The organism is Pseudomonas sp. 37 R 15, from assembly GCF_900004865.1.
Lineage (GTDB): Bacteria > Pseudomonadota > Gammaproteobacteria > Pseudomonadales > Pseudomonadaceae > Aquipseudomonas > Aquipseudomonas fluorescens_AM.
Genome location: NZ_CVTV01000030.1, coordinates 41,047 through 58,923, shown reverse-complemented (window position 1 = coordinate 58,923; position 17,877 = coordinate 41,047). Strand labels below are relative to the sequence as shown.

Sequence of the window (17,877 nt, the reverse complement as noted above, 5' to 3'; positions counted from 1 at the left end):
TTGGCATGAACGACGCTATCGAACGCCGTGCCGACGGCACCTTGGTCTTTCTACCAGAGCGACTCAATCGCGATCCTGCCGTACTGCGCGGTTTAACCAATGATGAGATGTGGGTAGCGCTCGGCACCGGCGCCGTTATTGGCCTGCTGCTGGGCGTTCCTCTTGCGATCGCCACCGCCTCCATTGCCGTGGCGCCGACCAGCATGATTGCAAGCATGGCGGTGGTGTTATTTGCCGGTGGCGCACTACTGCGTCAGGCCAAACGGGCTCGCCCCGAGACCTGGTTGTACCGCAAGCTCGAATGGATACTCGCCAGCCGTTGGCGCCTGGGGCGCGAAAGTTTGATTCTCCATTCCGGCGCCTGGACAGTTCGCCGTTCGCGTCGACTGCGCCCTGCCCTATCCCGGTGGCAATCATGAGTCGTTTTCGGAATAAGGTAGATGCCCAACAGGCCCATATCTTCAGCCTGCGTCTGGCGGTAGCGATCCTCGCCCTGTTCTGTGCCGGACTCTGCTATGGCTGGCGCTCGGCACCGACCGATTTGACCGTGCATGTCCCCCCGGATCTGCGCTCGGGCAGCACGCGCAAGTGGTGGGATATCCCCTCGGAGAATGTGTATGCCTTTGCCCTGTACATCTTTGGCCAACTCAACCGCTGGCCCTCGGATGGCGAGCAGGACTATCGACGCGCCATCTATGGCTTACAGCCCTACCTGACACCCTCCTGCAAGGCCTTCCTCGATGGCGACTACGAGTACCGCAAAGCCGCCGGCGAACTGCGCCAGCGGGTACGTGGCGTCTACGAAATTCTGGGCCGAGGGTACAGCGAGGATCCAGAACTCAGGGTCAAGCAACTCGACCGCGACAGCTGGCTGGTCACACTCGACCTCAACGCTGATGAGTATTACGCCGCAGAACCGGTAAAACGGGTGGTGGTGCGTTATCCATTACGCGTGGTGCGTTTTGATCTGGACCCCGAACGCAACAAGTGGGGACTGGCACTGGATTGTTATCAGGGCACTCCGCAAAAGATCTCGCTGCCTGGAGGTGAGCCATGAAGCGGATGTCTACCCTGGGACTCACTGTCGCACTGATGTTATGGGGTGCTGCAGCGCAGGCCGTCGAGTTGATGCGTTGGGAACGCCTCCCCCTCGCGGTCCCTCTGGTGATCAATCAGGAGCGGGTGGTGTTTATCGATGAGGCTGTTCGAGTTGGTGTGCCCTCAACCCTGACAGGCAAACTGCGTGTGCAATCAACTGGCGGCACGCTGTACCTGCGCGCGTCAGAAGCCATTGCACCGACCCGACTGCAACTGCAATCGGTCACGACGGGCGAGATTATCCTCTTGGATATCGCGGCCACGCCTGGTGATCAACCGCTGGAGCCCGTACGTATTCTCAAGAATGCTCAGGTGCAAGCTACCGAGGCTGAATCTAGCACCGTCCTTGTTCCAGAACGTACACCGATCCCGGTCGCTTTGACGCGCTACGCCGCGCAAAGCCTGTACGCGCCGCTGCGCACCGTAGAATCCCTACCCGGCGTAACCCGCGTCCCGCTCAAGTTGCGCACCGAGCTGCCAACCCTGCTGCCGACCGAAAACGTGTCCAGCACACCCATCGCCGTCTGGCGACTCGGTGATTACTGGGTGACGGCGGTGAAATTGCGCAATCGTAGTTCAGAGACGGTGCAACTCGATCCACGTCGGCTTCAGGCCACGCTGTTCGCCGCGACCTTCCAGCATACTTTCCTCGGACCTATCGGCAGTGCCGAAGACACCACGATCGCTTACCTCGTCACTCGAGGTGCCGGCCTCGAACACGCTGTGCTGCTCCCGCCCGTTGCGCCAGGTGCTGACGATGAAAGCTAACGCCTTGCTCAAATGGCTGGTACCGGCTGCGCTGCTGGGCGTGGTGCTGATCATCCTGAAAACCTGGGCCCCAAGTGGCAGCACACCTTCTCCACAGCACCCAGTTGATCAGGGCAATATTCAATTATCCGCCGAGCAAGCCAAGTCGCTCGGCATTGCTGGCGATACCCCACGCGACACGGTCGCCACCCTGGTCGGCCAGGTGAAGGCCATGCGCAGCGACATGCTCGGGCTGAAAAAACACAATGACTCACTGCAGACGGAAAACAATCGCCTACGCGAGCGGGAAAACAGTGTCGATTCGCGCATCCAGACGGCGCTTGGCAGCGTGACCCAGCAGGTCGACGAAGGCCGCCGACAAGCCAACGAGGCCCGGCTCAAAGCAGAACAAGACAGTCGTCAGGCACGCGGTCTGCTGACGCAATTGCAGGAACAGTTATCGGGGCTGACCGGCAAAGGCAAGGAAATGCCAATCGGATTGGGGCTTGAGCCGGGTGACGGTACTCAGTTCGAAGGGCAGCACTCTGCCAATGATGTACTGCAGTGGATTGAGCCTTCGGATGCTCCGCCTACCAACGCCCGCGGCAAAACCAAGACCCCCTCCGCACAAAGTCTACCTACCGCCTTCAATTCACAAGAAGGGCTGAAAGATAACGCGATTGATCGTAGCCAAAAACAGCTTCGTGAAATCACCCAGGGTGAACGTAACCTAACGCGATCCGTTGATCGTGCCGAAGGCGCGAAGCCGGTCTACACCATTCCTGAGAACGCTACGCTGATGGGCTCGGTCGCCATGACTGCGCTGATCGGCCGAGTCCCGGTGGACGGCACTGTGAATGACCCCTATCCCTTCAAGGTGCTGGTCGGTTCGGAGAACCTGACCGCCAACGGCATCGACCTGCCGGACGTCGCGGGGGCCGTAATGAGCGGCACGGCGTCCGGTGACTGGACCCTGTCTTGTGTGCGCGGACAGGTCGAGTCAATCACCTTTGTGTTTACCGACGGCACCATCCGCACGGTGCCCCAACCGAAGGCGGTAGCCAGCCGCAATGCCTCCACCACCCAAAGCTCAAACACCGACAAGATCCGCGGTGGCCTCGGTTACCTGTCCGATCCGTATGGCGTTCCTTGCATCGCCGGCGAGCGCCGCTCGAACGCTCAGCAATACCTCGGTAGCCAGAGCCTCATCACGGCGGCCGGCGCAGGTGTCGCCTCCTTGCTCGGGGATGAGCGGAACAACAGCAGCTTGATCAGTTCGGGCGGCAGTACGCTCGGGGTCACCAACAGCAGTGGCAATAGCGCGCTGAATTCAATTCTCAGTGGTGGGGTCAGCGACATCCGCGAGTGGATCAACAAATTGTATGGCGAGACCTTTGCTGCCGTGTACGTGCCACCGGCCGCCCAAGTCGTTCTTCACCTCGACCATGAGATCACCATCGACTACGAGCCCAAGGGCCGGAGCGTTCGCCATGAAAAAGACCACGTTTCTCTACCTGACCTGGATTAGCGTGTTTTCCTTGGTTCTGACAGGGTGTTCCACTGACAAGGACACGCTGCTGCCCCATGGAGAGCAAACCATGCTGGACCTCTGGAACGGTGCCGGTTCGCAAGGCAGTCAGCAGCAACTGCTGGATACTCGGCAGCAATTACGCCGCCCGCTGGCTCAGGCAGAGTTCTCCGCTTCTCTCCAAGAACCGTACACGCGCACAGCGGCGAACGAGATCCGCAACCTGTTCCCGCGCCTGCCCAATCCCGATCTGGTGCTGTACGTGTATCCGCATTTGAGTGGTACCGAGCAGGCACCGGTTCCGGGTTACTCGACCGTCTTTCCGTTCTACCAACGGGTGCAGTACGCATTACCCGGTGAACGTCAGGAAGACTTGTAGTGCGTACCAGCGATGCGGGCAACCGCACTTCTGCATGGAACGCCTGGCGTCACCCATTGCGCCCTCGCGCCACCTTAGCCGATGAAGCTGCACTCTATGCGCATAACCCCAGCTTCACCGATCACCTGCCATGGGTCGAATACCTGGACACCGAGCAGTGTTTTCTACTGGATGACAATCGCTCGGTGGGTGCGGTGTTCGAGTTGCTGCCCATCGGCACCGAAGGGCGCGAACCCGATTGGCTGATGGCGGCGCGCGATGCCCTTGAAGATGCCCTGCAGGATAGCTTTGACGAGCTGGATCAAGCGCCTTGGGTGGCGCAGTTTTTCTGCCAGGACGACAACGACTTCACCCCCTACCTGACCCGGCTCACCGATTATATTCAGGACCGCGCGCGAGGCACCGTCTTCACCGAAGCCTATTTGGAGCTCAGCCGCCGTCATCTAAAGGCCATCGCCAAGCCCGGTGGTCTGTTTGAGGATAAGGTGGTGACACGCCTGCCCTGGCGTGGCAATAACCGTCGGGTGCGCCTGGTGGTCTATCGCTGGCTTGAGTATTACAGTGAAGAGACGGGGCTCACCCCGCTGCAATCCCTGCAACAGACTTGCGAACGTATCCGTGCTTCGTTGCAGGCGTGCGGGGTGCAATCGACGCGAGTCGATGGCCGCAGTTTGTATGCCTGGCTGCTGCCCTGGTTCAATCCGGCCCCCAAACTTAGCGATGAAGAGCCTGAGGACTTCTACCGCCGCGTGGCCTATCCGGAATCGGGCGATGGTGAGTCGCTGGAACTGCCCTTCGATCATGACTTCGCCGAGCGGCTATTTTTCAATGAGCCGCGTTCGGATGTGCAGCACGGACTCTGGTATTTCGATGAGCAGCCCCACCGCGTGATGGTAGTGGACAAGCTGCGCCGAGCGCCCTTGATTGGTCAACTGACTGGCGAAACCCGCAAAGGCGACGCGGTGAATGCCCTGTTCGACCAGTTACCCGAAGGTACGGTAATGAGTCTGACTCTAGTGGTCAAACCACAGGATGTACTCGAGGATCAGTTGAACCGCCTGTCCCGTAAAGCCATCGGTGAAAACCTGGCCTCGACCCAGACTCGTCAGGATGTTGAAGAGGCTCGTGCGATCATCGGTCGCCAGCACAAGCTGTACCGCGGCACCCTGGCGTTCTACCTGCGCGGTCATGATGAACAGCAACTGCACCAGCACTCCGTCAGCCTGGCCAACGCGTTGCTGGGTGCGGGCCTGCAACCGGTACGCGAAGGCGATGAGGTCGCCGCCTGTAACAGTTACCTGCGTTGGTTACCAATGGCTTACAACCCGGCGCGCGACACGCGCAACTGGTACACCCGCCTGATGTTTGCCCAGCACCTGGCGAATCTGATTCCGGTGTGGGGCCGCAGCACCGGCAGCGGCCACCCAGGTATCACCCTGTTCAATCGTGGTGGTTCGCCGTTGAGTTTTGATCCGTTATCACGCCTGGACCGGGCCATGAACGGTCATCTGCTGTTGTTCGGCCCCACGGGCGCCGGCAAGTCGGCCACTCTGGTTACCCTACTGATGCAGGTCATGGCCGTGTACCGCCCTCGCCTGTTTATCGTCGAGGCCGGCAATTCGTTTGGTTTGCAGGGTGACTACTTCGCCACACAAGGCCTGTCGGTCAACAAGGTCCAATTGAAACCTGGCGCCTCGGTCAGTCTCGCTCCGTTCGCCGACGCTTGGCGCCTGGTCGAGCAGCCGGATCAGGTGGCGAGTCTGTCGATCGATGAGCTGGACGATGAAGCGGTAACCAGTCGCGAAGACCAGCGCGATGTTCTCGGTGAATTGGAAATCACCGCCCGGCTGATGATCACCGGCGGCGAGGCCAAAGAAGAAGCCCGCCTGAGCCGAGCTGATCGCAGTCTGATCCGCGAGTGCATTCTTGATGCGGCACAGACCTGTGTCACAGCAGGCCGTCAAGTACTGACCCGCGACGTGCGTGACGCCTTGCTGCGCGTCGCCACCGACCCGCACTTGCCGGAGAAACGTCGCGAGCGCGCCCAGGAAATGGGCGAGTCCATCGACCTGTTTTGCCAGGGTTTCGAGGGTGAGTTGTTCGATCGCGAGGGCACGTCTTGGCCCGAGAGCGATGTGACCATTGTCGACTTGGCCACTTACGCTCGCGAAGGCTACGAGGCACAAATGTCCATCAGCTACATTAGCCTGATGAACACCGTGAACAACCTTGCCGAACGCGACCAGTATTTGGGGCGGCCGATCATCATGGTCACCGACGAGGGCCATATCATCACCAAAAACCCACTACTGGCGCCATTCGTGGTTAAGGGGACGAAGATGTGGCGCAAACTCGGCGCTTGGTTCTGGCTTGCCACGCAAAACCTTGCCGACTTCCCCACTGCGGCGCAGACCATGCTCAACATGATCGAATGGTGGATTTGTTTGAACATGCCGCCCGCGGAGATTGAGGAAATCGCACGATTCAAGAAGCTCAATCCGGCACAGAAAGCCTTGCTGCTCTCCGCCAGTAAGGAGCCGGGCAAATACACTGAGGGGGTCCTGCTATCGAAGAAGCTCGAAACGCTGTTTCGGGTCGTGCCACCCAGCCTCTATCTCGCCCTGGCCATGACGGAGCCCGAGGAAAAAGCCGAACGCTGGACCTTAATGCAGGAATACCAGTGTTCAGAGCTAGAGACAGCTTTTCGGGTAGCTGCGCGCATTGACCAATCCCGTGGAATCGGGGCATAGCTACCCGATTTTAAGCCCAAATAGCGTTACATCCGTAGAGGGCTGGAGAGCGGTTTTGTAATGGATATCGAAGAATTATCTGAGTAGATTACTCGTCAACACCCAGCCAGCGGAAGGAGTCACACATGAATAAAAACGATCTGATCGAGGCCATAGCGAGCTCCGCTGGCCTCCCGAAGTCCACTGCCGGGCGCGCACTGGAAGCCCTCACAACCATCATATCCACTTCGTTGCAAAGCGGTGAGAACGTCACCTTGGTTGGTTTTGGCACCTTCGCGGTAAAAGCACGTGCGGCACGCGACGGCCGTAACCCTCAAACTGGGGCCACCATCAAGATCGCAGCGGCCAAGACGCCCAGTTTCAAAGCAGGTAAGTCGCTGAAAGACGCGATTAACTAGTGCACCGAGACTTTCTTCACCCTGTCGCAAGACCGTGAACATTCGTCGCTGGGTATCGGGATCATTACTTAACTGAGCCGCTCGGCCATTCAGGTGAGCTCAACCGCTGACCACTTTAAGTTGGCAACAACCCACTGAACTTTCGTTTCAGTTGCTGTTCTTCAATGCTGAGTTCACGATAACCACCCTCTCCAACCCTCCTATTTCAAGCACTCAGATCGCGGAAAAAACCGCCCCATGATAAGTCGGGAGCCCCTGCTGCAGCGAATACGCATTTGGACGGCCTCTAGGGGTCTACGTTCTTGAGGAATATCGAGATAGAATGACTTGCTTTCTCAACTCGAAATATCGCTCAAGGGCATCATTATCTCGCCACAGCGGATCGGAACGCAGGACGGCGGAAAGTCCTGGACGATTTCAATGTCGTTCTCGTTGGCCCACTTCAATAGATCGGCAAGATAGTCCATTGGCTGAGCCCCCTCATGTCCACTCGGACGATCATGCAGCACCATCAACGTCCAATCATTATCAAGAACATCACGTTTAGCTTCGGCGAGCCAAGTCTGAGGTGTGGGAACGTCGACCTTTCTATCCAGCGGCACACTCGTCCACAGCACCACGGTGGCGCCAGAATCGACAATGTATTCGATCGCCTCCTGACTCAACAGATGGGCGCCTAATTTCCCGCGCCCATTGGGTCTGAACAAATGATCATCATGGGCCAAGTCTTTGAGCAACGCTTCCATTCCCTTGATTTCGTCGATGGCGCTCCCGACTTCACACTGAAGTCCCAGCGGTACACCATGGGAAAGCGTGTGGTTACCAATCCAATGCCCGTCGTATTTAGCCCTGATTGCCAACTCCCGGGCTCCCGGGGCCAACAGCTTGTTTCCCACTAGAAAAAAAGTGGCCTTAACGTTGAACTCCGCCAGCACGTCGAGGACATGATCAGTGATGCCCGGAGTGGGGCCATTATCAAACGTAATTGTCAGTTTGGGCATAACGTGCCTCCATCAGAGTCTTCGCTGACCGCCGCTCGTTTCAAAGACGGACAACAACGTCAAGTTGCGATCAATACCGGGCTAGATCAGAGCCGGGTAACTCCCACCGTCCAAATGGATATTTTGCCCTGAAACATAACCGGCCAGATCGCTACACAAGAAAGCGCACATCGCCCCGAATTCTCGCGGTTCGCCCAGTCGCTGAGCGCATATACTTTCGACCTGGCGACGACGTGCCTCTTCGTAATCGATATTGTCGCGAGACATGGCCACCCGCGCCATCTGCTCCTGGCGGGCGGTATCGAAGCGTTCTGGAAGCAGATTGTTTATTGTCACGTTGTAGCGCGCCAATTCGATGGACAATCCCTTCATCACCGCAGTCAACCCAGCCCGAGCACCTGAGGACAGCGTCATGTGCGGCCTTGGTGTGGTCACCATCGCAGAGGTGATATTGATGATGCGGCCGAACTGGCGTTGCTGCATTGATGGAATTACAGCTCTTACAAGCTGCAATGGAGCGACCATGTTGGCTTCAAGCGCGGTCATCCATCTGGCTTGATCGAACTCAAGAAATGCGCCCGGAGAAGGCCCCGCATTGTTATTGACCAAAATGTCCGGCTGTGGACAGCCCTGCAGTAAAGACGCTCGACCGTCTGCAGTGGTGACATCAGCGGCAATACCTTTGACTTCGCCACCGGTGGCACTACGCAACTTTTCAACCGCCAGCGCCAATTTCTGTGGATCTCGACCATTGATAAAGACCACTACCCCCTCTCGGGCCAATGCTTCGGCGCAAGCGTAGCCAAGACCTTGTGTCGATGCGCAAACCAGCGCCGTTCTATTTTTTATTCCGAGTTCCATATGAAACCTCTTGTTCTAATATAACGACCAGGTCACTTAAGATGTTTTTTCCGCATCTTCCTAAGCAACGGATTCAAAGGGTTTCTCGAGTTAACGTGAATTCGGGAGATCCCTTTAATTCCAATTAGTTACTGAGAAACAACAGCGACAACAAGTTCTAGTGACCAAAGTCGTCTGCGGCAGAAAAGGCATTGCCAACCCTCTCGTCGGCCACCTGATTGACCAGAGTTCCAACGCCCTTTATGTCGACGATTATCTCATCGCCAGCTTTCATCCAGAGCTGCGGATTGCGTGCCATCCCCACCCCTCCCGGCGTACCAGTCACAATGACATCACCCGGACGAAGTTCAGTAAAAATCGAGCAATAGGAAACCAGTTGAGGCAACGAGTAAATGAGATTGGACAACTTCCCTGACTGAACGATTGCGCCGTTAAGCCTGGTCTCGATACTCAGCTCCTCGACATCAGCAACTTCATCGCGAGTAACGAGCCATGGACCAAAGGCACCGGTAGCAGGAAAATTTTTCCCCGGGTGGAATTGTGAGGTATGTCGCTGGAAATCGCGGATGCTGGCGTCGTTATAGCAGGCGTATCCAGCAATGTATGAAAAAGCATCCTCTTCAGAAGCCCGTCTGCAGGTTTTACCAATGACGATAGCCAACTCACCTTCGTAATCCAGCATCGTCGACTCTGGTGGTAGTAATATCGACTGATCATGTCCAATCTGACTGCCAGCGAAGCGTGCAAAAATCGTGGGATAACCCAGTTTTTCACGTCGAGTTTCTAACCGATGCTCCTCATAGTTCAAACCGATGCAAAGGATCTGTCCTGGGTTGGGAATGACAGGCTCAAAGAACAAGTCACCCAGCGCGTAATCCGGAGCAGGTGCGTCTTCGATGAAAGCCTTGATGGCATCCAGTGCCTGCCACTCCAGAGCGTCGCGCAATGTACTGTATTCGGGCATCCGGGATTTCAAATCGAAAATGCCATCCGGCACGACCACGCCCCAACTTGAATCGCCACCAATTTTATAGCTCGCTAATTTCATTTCAGCCCACTCTATTATTTTACGGATTGCGATGGCGAAGAACGTTGTTCGGACTGACATCACCCGCAATCCAACGATCGAGATCTGAACGCGCGTGATCACGCTGATAATCCTGGATAGCCCCCACGTCCGGCGGATCGACAGTGAATTCCATCTCGAGACCATCCTCGGTGTTTATGTACAGAGATTGGCAGTAGCCATGGTCAATTTCACGAAACGAAATGCCTTCCGCGGTGAGGTTTTTTCTGATGACCGAATATTTGTCGCTGCTCACCTTTAATGCCAAGTGGTCGAACCGACTCACGACGGCGGGCACCTTCGCACGACATTTATCGAACATCTCAGGATCAGCAAACTGAAAGAACGCGAGGGCGCTACCATCCCCAAGCGAGTAGAACGTGTGACAAAAACTATGCTCTTCGTCCAATTCTCTTAAACGTGACCGCTCAATCCATGTGGCGACCAATGGAAAGCCAAGCACCACCTCCATCAGGTGGCGAATCTTAGCTTGGTCTCGAACGACGCTGCCGTAATGGTGAAGTCTGGTTACACATCCATCTTCATTCATGGGATTCACTCTGGCTTCCTCTCTAGTTCTTGTAGACGGCACAAACCCAAGGGCACTCCATGAACGAGCCCTGCCCCACGGGCTTAGCCATCACAGTGCGTGCATTTTGCCCTTGAAATTTATTATGCACAAAAAAAATCTTTGTGCAATTATTGCGTCCGTCGCGTTGGGCATCGCCCGACACGCGCCTCCCTGGAGAGCTCCGCGATTAGCGTCGCCGCACCTATTGGCGACGGAGACAGCACTAGCGGGCCCCACAAAAATAAAAAGCGAAGGGGATACAGAGATGCACGAGAAACTTACGATAGTACGCACCTGCCTGCTTTGCGCTTCGGCGCTCCTCTCGACAGAAGGCAAGAGCTCCGAAAGCGGTCAGGTTCATTATCCCATTGGCGTGAGCACCGTCATGAACGGGGTTTTGCCCTTACCCGGGCAAACCAGCCACTACCATTACGTCCAATACTATGAGAGCGACCGTCTAAATGATGGCGATGGGCGTTCCTCGATCCCCGACTTCAAAGCTGAAGTCTATGCATGGGCTCCCCGCATCGTTCACACCTGGAGCGAAGGCATTGGACCGTTTTATATATCATCCGGAATAATAGCCCCAATAACTCAGGTCACCGTAAGGGCGTTTGGAAAGGAAGAAACCAGTGCGGGCATGGCTGACCCCGTCATATCACCCGCCCATCTATACTATGTAAATTCCACAGGCACTTTCTTCGCGTTCGGCGGTCTAGACATCTATGTCCCAATCGGAAAGTATGACAAGGACCGGATTGCCAATAATGGCTTGAACTATTGGACTTTCGCACCAACTTTTAACTTTACATGGCTACCGACGGCTCGAACTGAAGTATCGATGACGTTCTATAGCGAGTTCAACACACGCAATCGGGCCACAAACTATAAGTCGGGGAGCGTCCTGACAGTAGATGGAGACATTGCATATCGACTATTTCCCGGAAATCCGAAAATAAAAGTCGCCCTTCAGGGGTTTGCAACGAAGCAATTTACCGACGACACTTCAAGTGAAGTCGATATAGTCAATGGCAACCGGGGGCAGGCGTTCGGCTTTGGCCCACAACTGTCATACGATCTAGCAGGGGGCTTTGGCGGCGTTCTTGTAAAATACCAAAAGGAATTTGGTGCCGAAAATCGCTCGGAAGGCGACCGTCTATGGTTTGAGGTAAGCCTTCCGTTTTGATCGAGATGTGCGCCGCAATGGCAACTTGCGGCGCTTTTACAAACAGCAGCCTCATACCGCATCTTCGAAGCATGAAGTAGCGGTTAACGGTCAGAACACGAGTTTCTCACAGCAAAACTTCTCTGTGCTCCTGATGTGATTGGTCAACAGTTCCGTCGCCTTACTGCCATCTCGACTCAATACCGCATTATAGAGATTCTCGTGCTCGGAGCTTTTGGCACGATTCACATTACGGTTCCTAGCAGAAAATATACGAAAGCGTTCTGCCTGATCGAAAAGCCCTTCGACCATTTCGAGTAATAGCGGTGATGTGCAGGCCGAGTAGGTACTCAAATGGAATGCTCGATGACGATTGACCCAGGTGCTATCAACCAACCCTGGTTCGGGTCCCATTCGCTGTTCAATGATGGATAACTTATGGAAGGCGGCCACCAGTCGGGACTCCCACTCGTCGTCACCATGAGTTATGGAGTCGCGCATGGCCTCGACTTCAACCAAAAGCCTCACTCTGGTCAAATCCTTGACGGCCGCTACGGTAATAGGTGCGACTCTGAATCCGCGATTCTCGACAATGTTGATCAATCCACCACGAACGAGCCGATTCAGCGCCTCTCTGAGTGGGCTGCTGCTGAAACCGAACTTCCGCTGCAGCTCCTCCACCCGAAGCCGATCCCCAGGCTCGAACTCGCAGTCGATAAGCGCTTTGCGCAACGCGTTATAAGCCTGATCAACCAGAGGCAGCGTTTTTAAAACATCGGGGGTCAAGATGGTAGTCATGTCAGCCGGCACAAGATCCTTTTCGCCTACCTTACACCCTTCTATGCACAAACTGAATATGGTTGCGCAAAACGGGCCAAGTCAAGTCATCCTACCCATAGAGGCATCCACTGCGACCATCGACTTGCGCCGTGGCATGGTTCTACCCGCCAGCGCCTAACCACACTACAGGGAGATCGCGCCGCATAGCGAGATTAGCGCCAGGCTTCCGGCCCCGGAAAGACTGCGCGAAGACAGTCTTGCGTAAAATAATTTTTTATGCATAATTATTTGCGTGTAGTGATCGCTCTCTGGTGTCCTCGAAGGGAGGAGAAAGAGAGTGCCTCTCTGGTGTCCTCGAAGGGAGGAGAAAGAGAGTGCCTCTCTGGAGCGCCAGAGCGCGGTGCAACCATTCGCCGCCCTCCCACGCGGTCCAAACGGCGAACAAGATAAAAATAACAGGGGCCTCTTATGTCTCGTGCGTGTTTTGTTCTGGTACATGGTGCCTTCCACGGAGGCTGGTGCTGGCGCCCCGTGGCCAGCGGCCTGCGCCGCCTTGGATACGACGTCCATACCCCGACGCAAACGGGGCTGGGCGATCGCAGTCATCTGATGTCCGCCGCGATCACGATGGACACCTTCGTCCGCGATATCGAGCTGACCATCGAAATGGAAGAATTGACCGACGTCATTCTGGTGGGTCATAGCTTCGGCTCCCGGAGCATTTGCGGCGTTGCCGACAAAATCCCGGAAAAACTCAATCACCTCGTATTCATAGATGGAGGCCTTCCCCTGGATGGCCGCAGCCGTCTGGACGCAATGGCACCGCAGGCGCGTGCCGATCGCCTGGCAAGGGCTGCGAAGAACGACGGGGTAAGCGTATCGCCACCCGCCCCCTCGGCATTTGGCGTGTCGGATCCGGCACTGGCACAGTGGCTGAAGAGACGTTTGACCCCGCAACCCTTCGGGGTCGATACCACCCGCTTGAACTTGGCGAACCCCATAGGCAATGGTGTTCCGGCCACCTACCTACGCTGTACCCGCCCCGCATTTCCCGGTGTTGATGCGAGCGCGGCTTTCGCCCGTGACCGTCAGGACTGGAATTATCTGGAAGTCGAAGCACCCCATAACGTTATCGTGACGCACCCTGAATGGATCATCGACACACTCCATGGAATTGCCGGGAAGGCCTTCAATATATAGGAAGCTAACGATTAGCTTCTGCATTACATACCATTACAAAGACAATAAGAGTGGAGAATGATATGCGTGCTGCAAGACTGCATCAGGTTGGCACCCCCTTTCAAGTTGACGAGATGGATATTCCAGAACCCAATGGCACGGATGTCTTAGTCCGAGTCAGAGCCTGTGGCGTGGTTCCGAATTTACGTAATGTCGTGAATCACTATCCTGAATGGTTCCCGGATCTTCCGCTTCCCAAACTACCCGCTATTTATGGTCTCGATCCGGTGGGCGAAGTCGCCGCGGTGGGCCCGCATGTGCACGGGTTAAAGATCGGACAACGGGTCTACGTAAATCCCCTCCGCTACTGTGGCGCCTGTGAACATTGCCGCAGTGGAGCCGGACTGCTCTGCAGCAACCAGACGATGGCTGGTTACTTCGGTATGGGCCCCGCCTCTCACCAAATTTATGCCCGCTACCCTTGGGGAGGATTCGCCGAATACATGATCGCGCCCATGGACTCCATGGTTGTCCTTGCGGATGAAGTCTCCTTCGAAGCAGGTGCCCGTTTCGGCTACCTGGGTACGGCCTATTCCGCCCTGCGCAATGCCAAGGTGGATGTCAGAACCACGCTGCTGGTGAATGGCGCGACTGGCACGCTTGGCGTGGGCGCAGTCATGCTGGCGCTTGCCATGGGCGTTCCCAGGATCCTGGCTGTAGGTAGAAACAGTAACCTTCTTGATCGCGTCAAGGCATTGTCACCTGAGCGCATACATATCCTGAACGCGCTGGAAGGAAATCTGCCCGAACGCGCCCGCGCCCTGACCGAGGGCGCTGGGGTAGACGTCGTGCTGGATTGCCTATCCGCCGGATCGGGCTCGGATCCGACGATGGACGGCCTGATGTCACTACGTCGAGGCGGCCGTCTGGCGTTCATCGGCGGCATGGATCACTCGATGGTGATGACTCCCATCTACCTGATGGTGCAACAGATATCGTTCATCGGCTCGTGCTGGTTCACCACGGCGGAGGCTCAGGATATGGCCAGCATGGTGGGATCCGGCGTCCTAGATCTGTCTGCGTTTCAGCATAAGATTTACGAATTGGATCAGGTGAATGAAGCCTTGATCGCAGCAGAAAACCGCACCTTCGGTGGATTTGAAAACATCGTGGTCACTCCTTAAACACTTGGCTATCGAGAGCCGTCCACCCAGTTCTCCTTGAAAACAACAGGGATACGGGTGGATCGCTCCAGGAGTTGAAATGTATCCGCTCGCTGAAAACATGTTTGCTCCACGCAACCAATGGTATCTGGCCGCCTGGTCCTCGGAAATCAGCCGCAAACCGATGGAACGATGGATCCTGGATAACCCCCTCGTTTTCTATCGTAAGGAAAATGGCGAGGTGGCTGCCATCGATGGCCGTTGCCCGCATAGGCACTACCCGCTTTCCGCGGGTGAAGTGGTCGGGGACAATCTGCGCTGTGGCTACCATGGCCTCACCTTCTCCCCCAACGGCGAATGCGTCAGCATTCCCTCCCAGCCCACTATTCCGAACGCCTGCCATATCAACTCCTACCGCGCCGTCGAGCGCTGGAAATGGATCTGGGTGTGGCCGGGCGACCAGGCATTGTGTGATGAATCGCTTATACCCGATCACGAACAGATGGATTTGGACAAACCCGAATTCAATATCGAGCCGAAAGGTTATTTCCTATTGAAAAGCAGGTACATGCTGATGCATGACAATCTGCTCGACCTCACCCATCTGGCCTACCTGCACAGCACCACCATTGGCGACAGGGAAATTGCAGAGGCGAACCTCGAACGCAGCCAGACCGAGTGGACACAAAGCTGCAAGAGCATTGTAAGCGCTGTCGACCCTCAGCCCTACTTCAAGAAGCTGATGGGATGGAATGCCAGCGTCGATCGGCGTTGGGGTAGCACCTTCTATGCGCCTTCATTGCATTTTATCCATGAGGACTTCTATGCTCCAGGGCAAAGCCCGGAGCAAGGCCATAGCTCACTTATGAGAGGAAGAATATTTCATGCAGTGACGCCGGCGACAAAGGACACCTCCCATTATTTCTTCGCCTCGGGCCGGGACAAGTCCACGGGCGAAGATCTCGAAACCTTGATCAGGGCCGTGACGCCGGTTCTCGACGAAGACATCTTCGCCGTCGAAGAAATCGAGCGAATGATCAAGACTTCTGAAAAAGAACTCAAAGATGTATTGCTCAGGGCCGACGCGAACTGTGTTGCCGGGCGACGGTTGATGGAGCGGATGATCATGGCCGACTCAACACCTCGCATCATCGCTGCGGATCGGGCGTCACTTTAACTCTTGTGCTTTTAGCTGTCGGAGGTAACGTGGATATTAGACGTATTGTTGTGGGAACCGGCAAGGACGGCAACGGCGAACTCCTATCGGATAACGCCCGGGTTGATGCCATAACATTCAAAACGATGCCTGGGTTCAGTTCGGCGCTGATTTGGGCTACGGACTCCCAGGCCGAGATCGGGTCAGGGAAACCGGACAGCGATAAGCTCACAGTGAGCGTCGTCCCCTCGGTTGGGGAAACACGCTTGTTCAGAGTCTCCATGCCGCCCGACTCGATCATGAGCAAGCCGGACTTCGATGCCGCCGCCTTTGGCCAAGAAATCTACGAGAAAATGCCGGAGTTTGCCGCAACCTTTATCCCGGACGAACCCGGCATGCACCAGACTGATACCATCGATTATGACGTCCTGCTGGAAGGTGAGGTGGTACTGGAACTGGGCAATGGCGATAAGATCCCGCTCTCCAGGCACGATGTAGTTGTACAGTACGGAAACAAGCACGCTTGGCGCAATGTCGGCAATACAACGGCACTGTTGTTATTTGTCCTGGTCGGCGCAAAAAAATAACGCCTGAACAGCTATAACCCGTAAACGGATTAATTATAAGAATAAGGCCCCCATGACAACAGCGAACCTTACAGTCCGCGTCTCCCAAAAGACGAGCGAGGCGTTGGATATATGCGGAATCGAACTCATCGATCCGAATCATGCTGCACTGCCTGCATTTTCTGCCGGCTCCCATATCGACGTCCACCTGGGCGACGGATTGGTGCGACAGTATTCACTGTGCAATGACCCCAAAGAAGCGCACCGATATGTCATCGGAGTATTGCTCGATCCCCACACAAGAGGAGGATCCGCTGCGGTTCATGCGTTGAAGGTGGGTCAGACGCTAACCATAAGCGAACCCAAGAACCATTTCCCTCTTGCGCATAACGCCCGGCACTCGGTGCTCATCGCCGGCGGGATCGGCATCACGCCCATTTTATGCATGGCGGAGCGCCTGTCCAACATAGGCGCCTCTTTCGAACTTCATTATTGTGCGCGCTCCAGCGAACGCATGCCTTTCCAGGCGCGAATCAAGGAAAGCGCTTTCTTGGACAATGTATCGTTCTACTATGACACTGGCGAGAACAGTCGGATTCTCAATGTATCGAAGGTTCTGGCCGAACCCGTCGATGGCAACCATGTATACGTCTGTGGTCCGGCAGGGTTCATGGCATGGGTGCTCGATAATGCAACGAATCTGGGTTGGCCTGACGAGCAACTGCACCGCGAGTACTTCAGCGGCGGAGAGATCGATACCACGTCGGATGGTAGCTTTGAGATGCTGATTGCCTCCACCGGCGGCGTCATTAAAGTGGGCGCTGACGAAACGGCCCTGCAGGCTCTGTTAAAAAACGGAATTGAAGTTCCAGCTTCATGCGAAGAAGGCGTGTGCGGTACATGTTTGACTAGGATATTGGAGGGGACACCTGAACATCGCGACATGTACCTGACCACCGCTGAGCGGGAAAAAGGAGATCAATTCACGCCCTGTTGTTCTCGCTCCAAAACACCTCGGCTAGTACTCGACCTTTGACGTCCGGAGCTGTTTTGCGATAGCCCATCAGGCGCACGACGCTGACGTTCCCGCGCCAACGGGTCTGAGGGACTGTAACCGGCATTATCCTGAGCGGTTCGACGACAAGCATTCGCCGTAATCCGCTCTTCTGCGGAGGAAAACGTCGGACAGCATTTTCCATCCGACCTGTGGATTGCCACCTTCAAAGTACGTTAACCGCCCGGGCTGGAGCTGCGCACTCGGCAGTCCTAGCAGGCTCTAACCCGCTTAAGATAGTAGCCACCATTTTTGTCCGCTAGGCCAACTCGGCGCCGTCACACTACCGCGCCGCATCAGCTTGCCCTCTAGACCTAGGCGCTCCCAAGAACACTGGTATTGGGGCTTCAGAAACCGAGCACGCTTGCCGGACACCGGGAACTGTCCACGTCATCCATAAGAAGCCTGCTTAAAC

Annotated in this window: 18 protein-coding genes; 13 read left to right on the top strand and 5 right to left on the bottom strand. The window is 55.9% G+C overall.

Going from position 1 to position 17,877, the window contains the following annotated elements:
• Positions 1–5: 5 nt before the first annotated feature.
• The 7 genes from BFQ04_RS10290 (at position 6) to BFQ04_RS10260 (ending at position 6,900) form a co-directional block, all read left to right on the top strand.
• Positions 6–419, top strand: a complete 414-nt coding sequence (locus tag BFQ04_RS10290) for a TIGR03750 family conjugal transfer protein (RefSeq protein WP_065950719.1) — start codon at positions 6–8, stop codon at positions 417–419.
• Positions 416–1,057, top strand: coding sequence for a PFL_4703 family integrating conjugative element protein (locus BFQ04_RS10285; RefSeq protein ID WP_065950718.1), 642 nt, complete (start codon positions 416–418; stop codon positions 1,055–1,057). Before BFQ04_RS10290 ends, BFQ04_RS10285 begins: the two co-directional genes overlap by 4 nt.
• Complete coding sequence (locus BFQ04_RS10280; RefSeq protein ID WP_065950717.1) at positions 1,054–1,866, top strand: TIGR03749 family integrating conjugative element protein; 813 nt, start codon at positions 1,054–1,056, stop codon at positions 1,864–1,866. The genes BFQ04_RS10285 and BFQ04_RS10280 overlap by 4 nt, the downstream gene beginning before the upstream one ends.
• A complete protein-coding gene (locus tag BFQ04_RS10275; protein WP_065950716.1) occupies positions 1,856–3,373 on the top strand; it encodes a TIGR03752 family integrating conjugative element protein in 1,518 nt (505 codons plus the stop codon). The genes BFQ04_RS10280 and BFQ04_RS10275 overlap by 11 nt, the downstream gene beginning before the upstream one ends.
• The gene (locus BFQ04_RS10270; protein WP_065950715.1) at positions 3,336–3,752 is read left to right on the top strand and encodes a TIGR03751 family conjugal transfer lipoprotein; all 417 of its coding nucleotides are present in this window, start codon (positions 3,336–3,338) and stop codon (positions 3,750–3,752) included. Before BFQ04_RS10275 ends, BFQ04_RS10270 begins: the two co-directional genes overlap by 38 nt.
• Positions 3,752–6,502, top strand: coding sequence for a conjugative transfer ATPase (locus BFQ04_RS10265; protein ID WP_065950714.1), 2,751 nt, complete (start codon positions 3,752–3,754; stop codon positions 6,500–6,502). The genes BFQ04_RS10270 and BFQ04_RS10265 overlap by 1 nt, the downstream gene beginning before the upstream one ends.
• A 125-nt stretch (positions 6,503–6,627) precedes the next feature.
• Positions 6,628–6,900 (top strand): HU family DNA-binding protein, encoded by a 273-nt coding sequence (locus tag BFQ04_RS10260; protein ID WP_065950713.1) that lies wholly within the window; start codon positions 6,628–6,630, stop codon positions 6,898–6,900.
• A 335-nt stretch (positions 6,901–7,235) separates the two neighbouring features.
• Here BFQ04_RS10260 and BFQ04_RS10255 read toward each other — a convergent pair whose 3' ends face one another.
• The 4 genes from BFQ04_RS10255 to BFQ04_RS10240 form a co-directional block, all read right to left on the bottom strand.
• Entirely contained in the window at positions 7,236–7,901 is a 666-nt protein-coding gene (locus BFQ04_RS10255) for a polysaccharide deacetylase family protein (protein WP_065950712.1), read from the bottom strand.
• Positions 7,902–7,982: 81 nt separating this feature from the next.
• Positions 7,983–8,762 (bottom strand): SDR family oxidoreductase, encoded by a 780-nt coding sequence (locus tag BFQ04_RS10250; RefSeq protein ID WP_065950711.1) that lies wholly within the window; start codon positions 8,760–8,762, stop codon positions 7,983–7,985.
• A 157-nt stretch (positions 8,763–8,919) separates the two neighbouring features.
• A complete protein-coding gene (locus BFQ04_RS10245) occupies positions 8,920–9,810 on the bottom strand; it encodes a fumarylacetoacetate hydrolase family protein (protein WP_065950710.1) in 891 nt (296 codons plus the stop codon).
• Between the two features lie 19 nt (positions 9,811–9,829).
• Entirely contained in the window at positions 9,830–10,378 is a 549-nt protein-coding gene (locus tag BFQ04_RS10240; RefSeq protein WP_065950709.1) for a VOC family protein, read from the bottom strand.
• Between the two features lie 286 nt (positions 10,379–10,664).
• On the opposite strand from BFQ04_RS10240, the gene BFQ04_RS10235 reads away from it, so the two are divergent.
• Positions 10,665–11,585: a SphA family protein gene (locus BFQ04_RS10235; protein ID WP_065950771.1), complete on the top strand. Its 921-nt coding sequence runs from the start codon at positions 10,665–10,667 to the stop codon at positions 11,583–11,585.
• Positions 11,586–11,675: 90 nt separating this feature from the next.
• Here BFQ04_RS10235 and BFQ04_RS10230 read toward each other — a convergent pair whose 3' ends face one another.
• Complete coding sequence (locus BFQ04_RS10230) at positions 11,676–12,362, bottom strand: GntR family transcriptional regulator (protein WP_065950708.1); 687 nt, start codon at positions 12,360–12,362, stop codon at positions 11,676–11,678.
• 450 nt (positions 12,363–12,812) lie between these two features.
• Here BFQ04_RS10230 and BFQ04_RS10225 point away from each other — a divergent pair, with 450 nt between their 5' ends.
• The 5 genes from BFQ04_RS10225 to BFQ04_RS10205 all read left to right on the top strand — a co-directional run bounded on the left by BFQ04_RS10225 (position 12,813) and on the right by BFQ04_RS10205 (position 17,444).
• Positions 12,813–13,544 carry an alpha/beta fold hydrolase gene (locus tag BFQ04_RS10225; RefSeq protein ID WP_065950707.1) on the top strand — a complete coding sequence of 244 codons (732 nt, stop codon included), beginning with the start codon at positions 12,813–12,815 and terminating at the stop codon, positions 13,542–13,544.
• A gap of 62 nt (positions 13,545–13,606) precedes the next feature.
• Entirely contained in the window at positions 13,607–14,707 is a 1,101-nt protein-coding gene (locus BFQ04_RS10220) for an alcohol dehydrogenase catalytic domain-containing protein (RefSeq protein ID WP_065950706.1), read from the top strand.
• Positions 14,708–14,786: 79 nt separating this feature from the next.
• On the top strand, positions 14,787–15,863 hold the full coding sequence (locus tag BFQ04_RS10215; RefSeq protein ID WP_065950705.1) for an aromatic ring-hydroxylating dioxygenase subunit alpha: 1,077 nt from the start codon (positions 14,787–14,789) through the stop codon (positions 15,861–15,863).
• Between the two features lie 29 nt (positions 15,864–15,892).
• The gene (locus BFQ04_RS29970) at positions 15,893–16,429 is read left to right on the top strand and encodes a cupin domain-containing protein (RefSeq protein ID WP_083217953.1); all 537 of its coding nucleotides are present in this window, start codon (positions 15,893–15,895) and stop codon (positions 16,427–16,429) included.
• 52 nt (positions 16,430–16,481) lie between these two features.
• A complete protein-coding gene (locus BFQ04_RS10205; protein WP_065950704.1) occupies positions 16,482–17,444 on the top strand; it encodes a PDR/VanB family oxidoreductase in 963 nt (320 codons plus the stop codon).
• Positions 17,445–17,877: the final 433 nt, after the last annotated feature.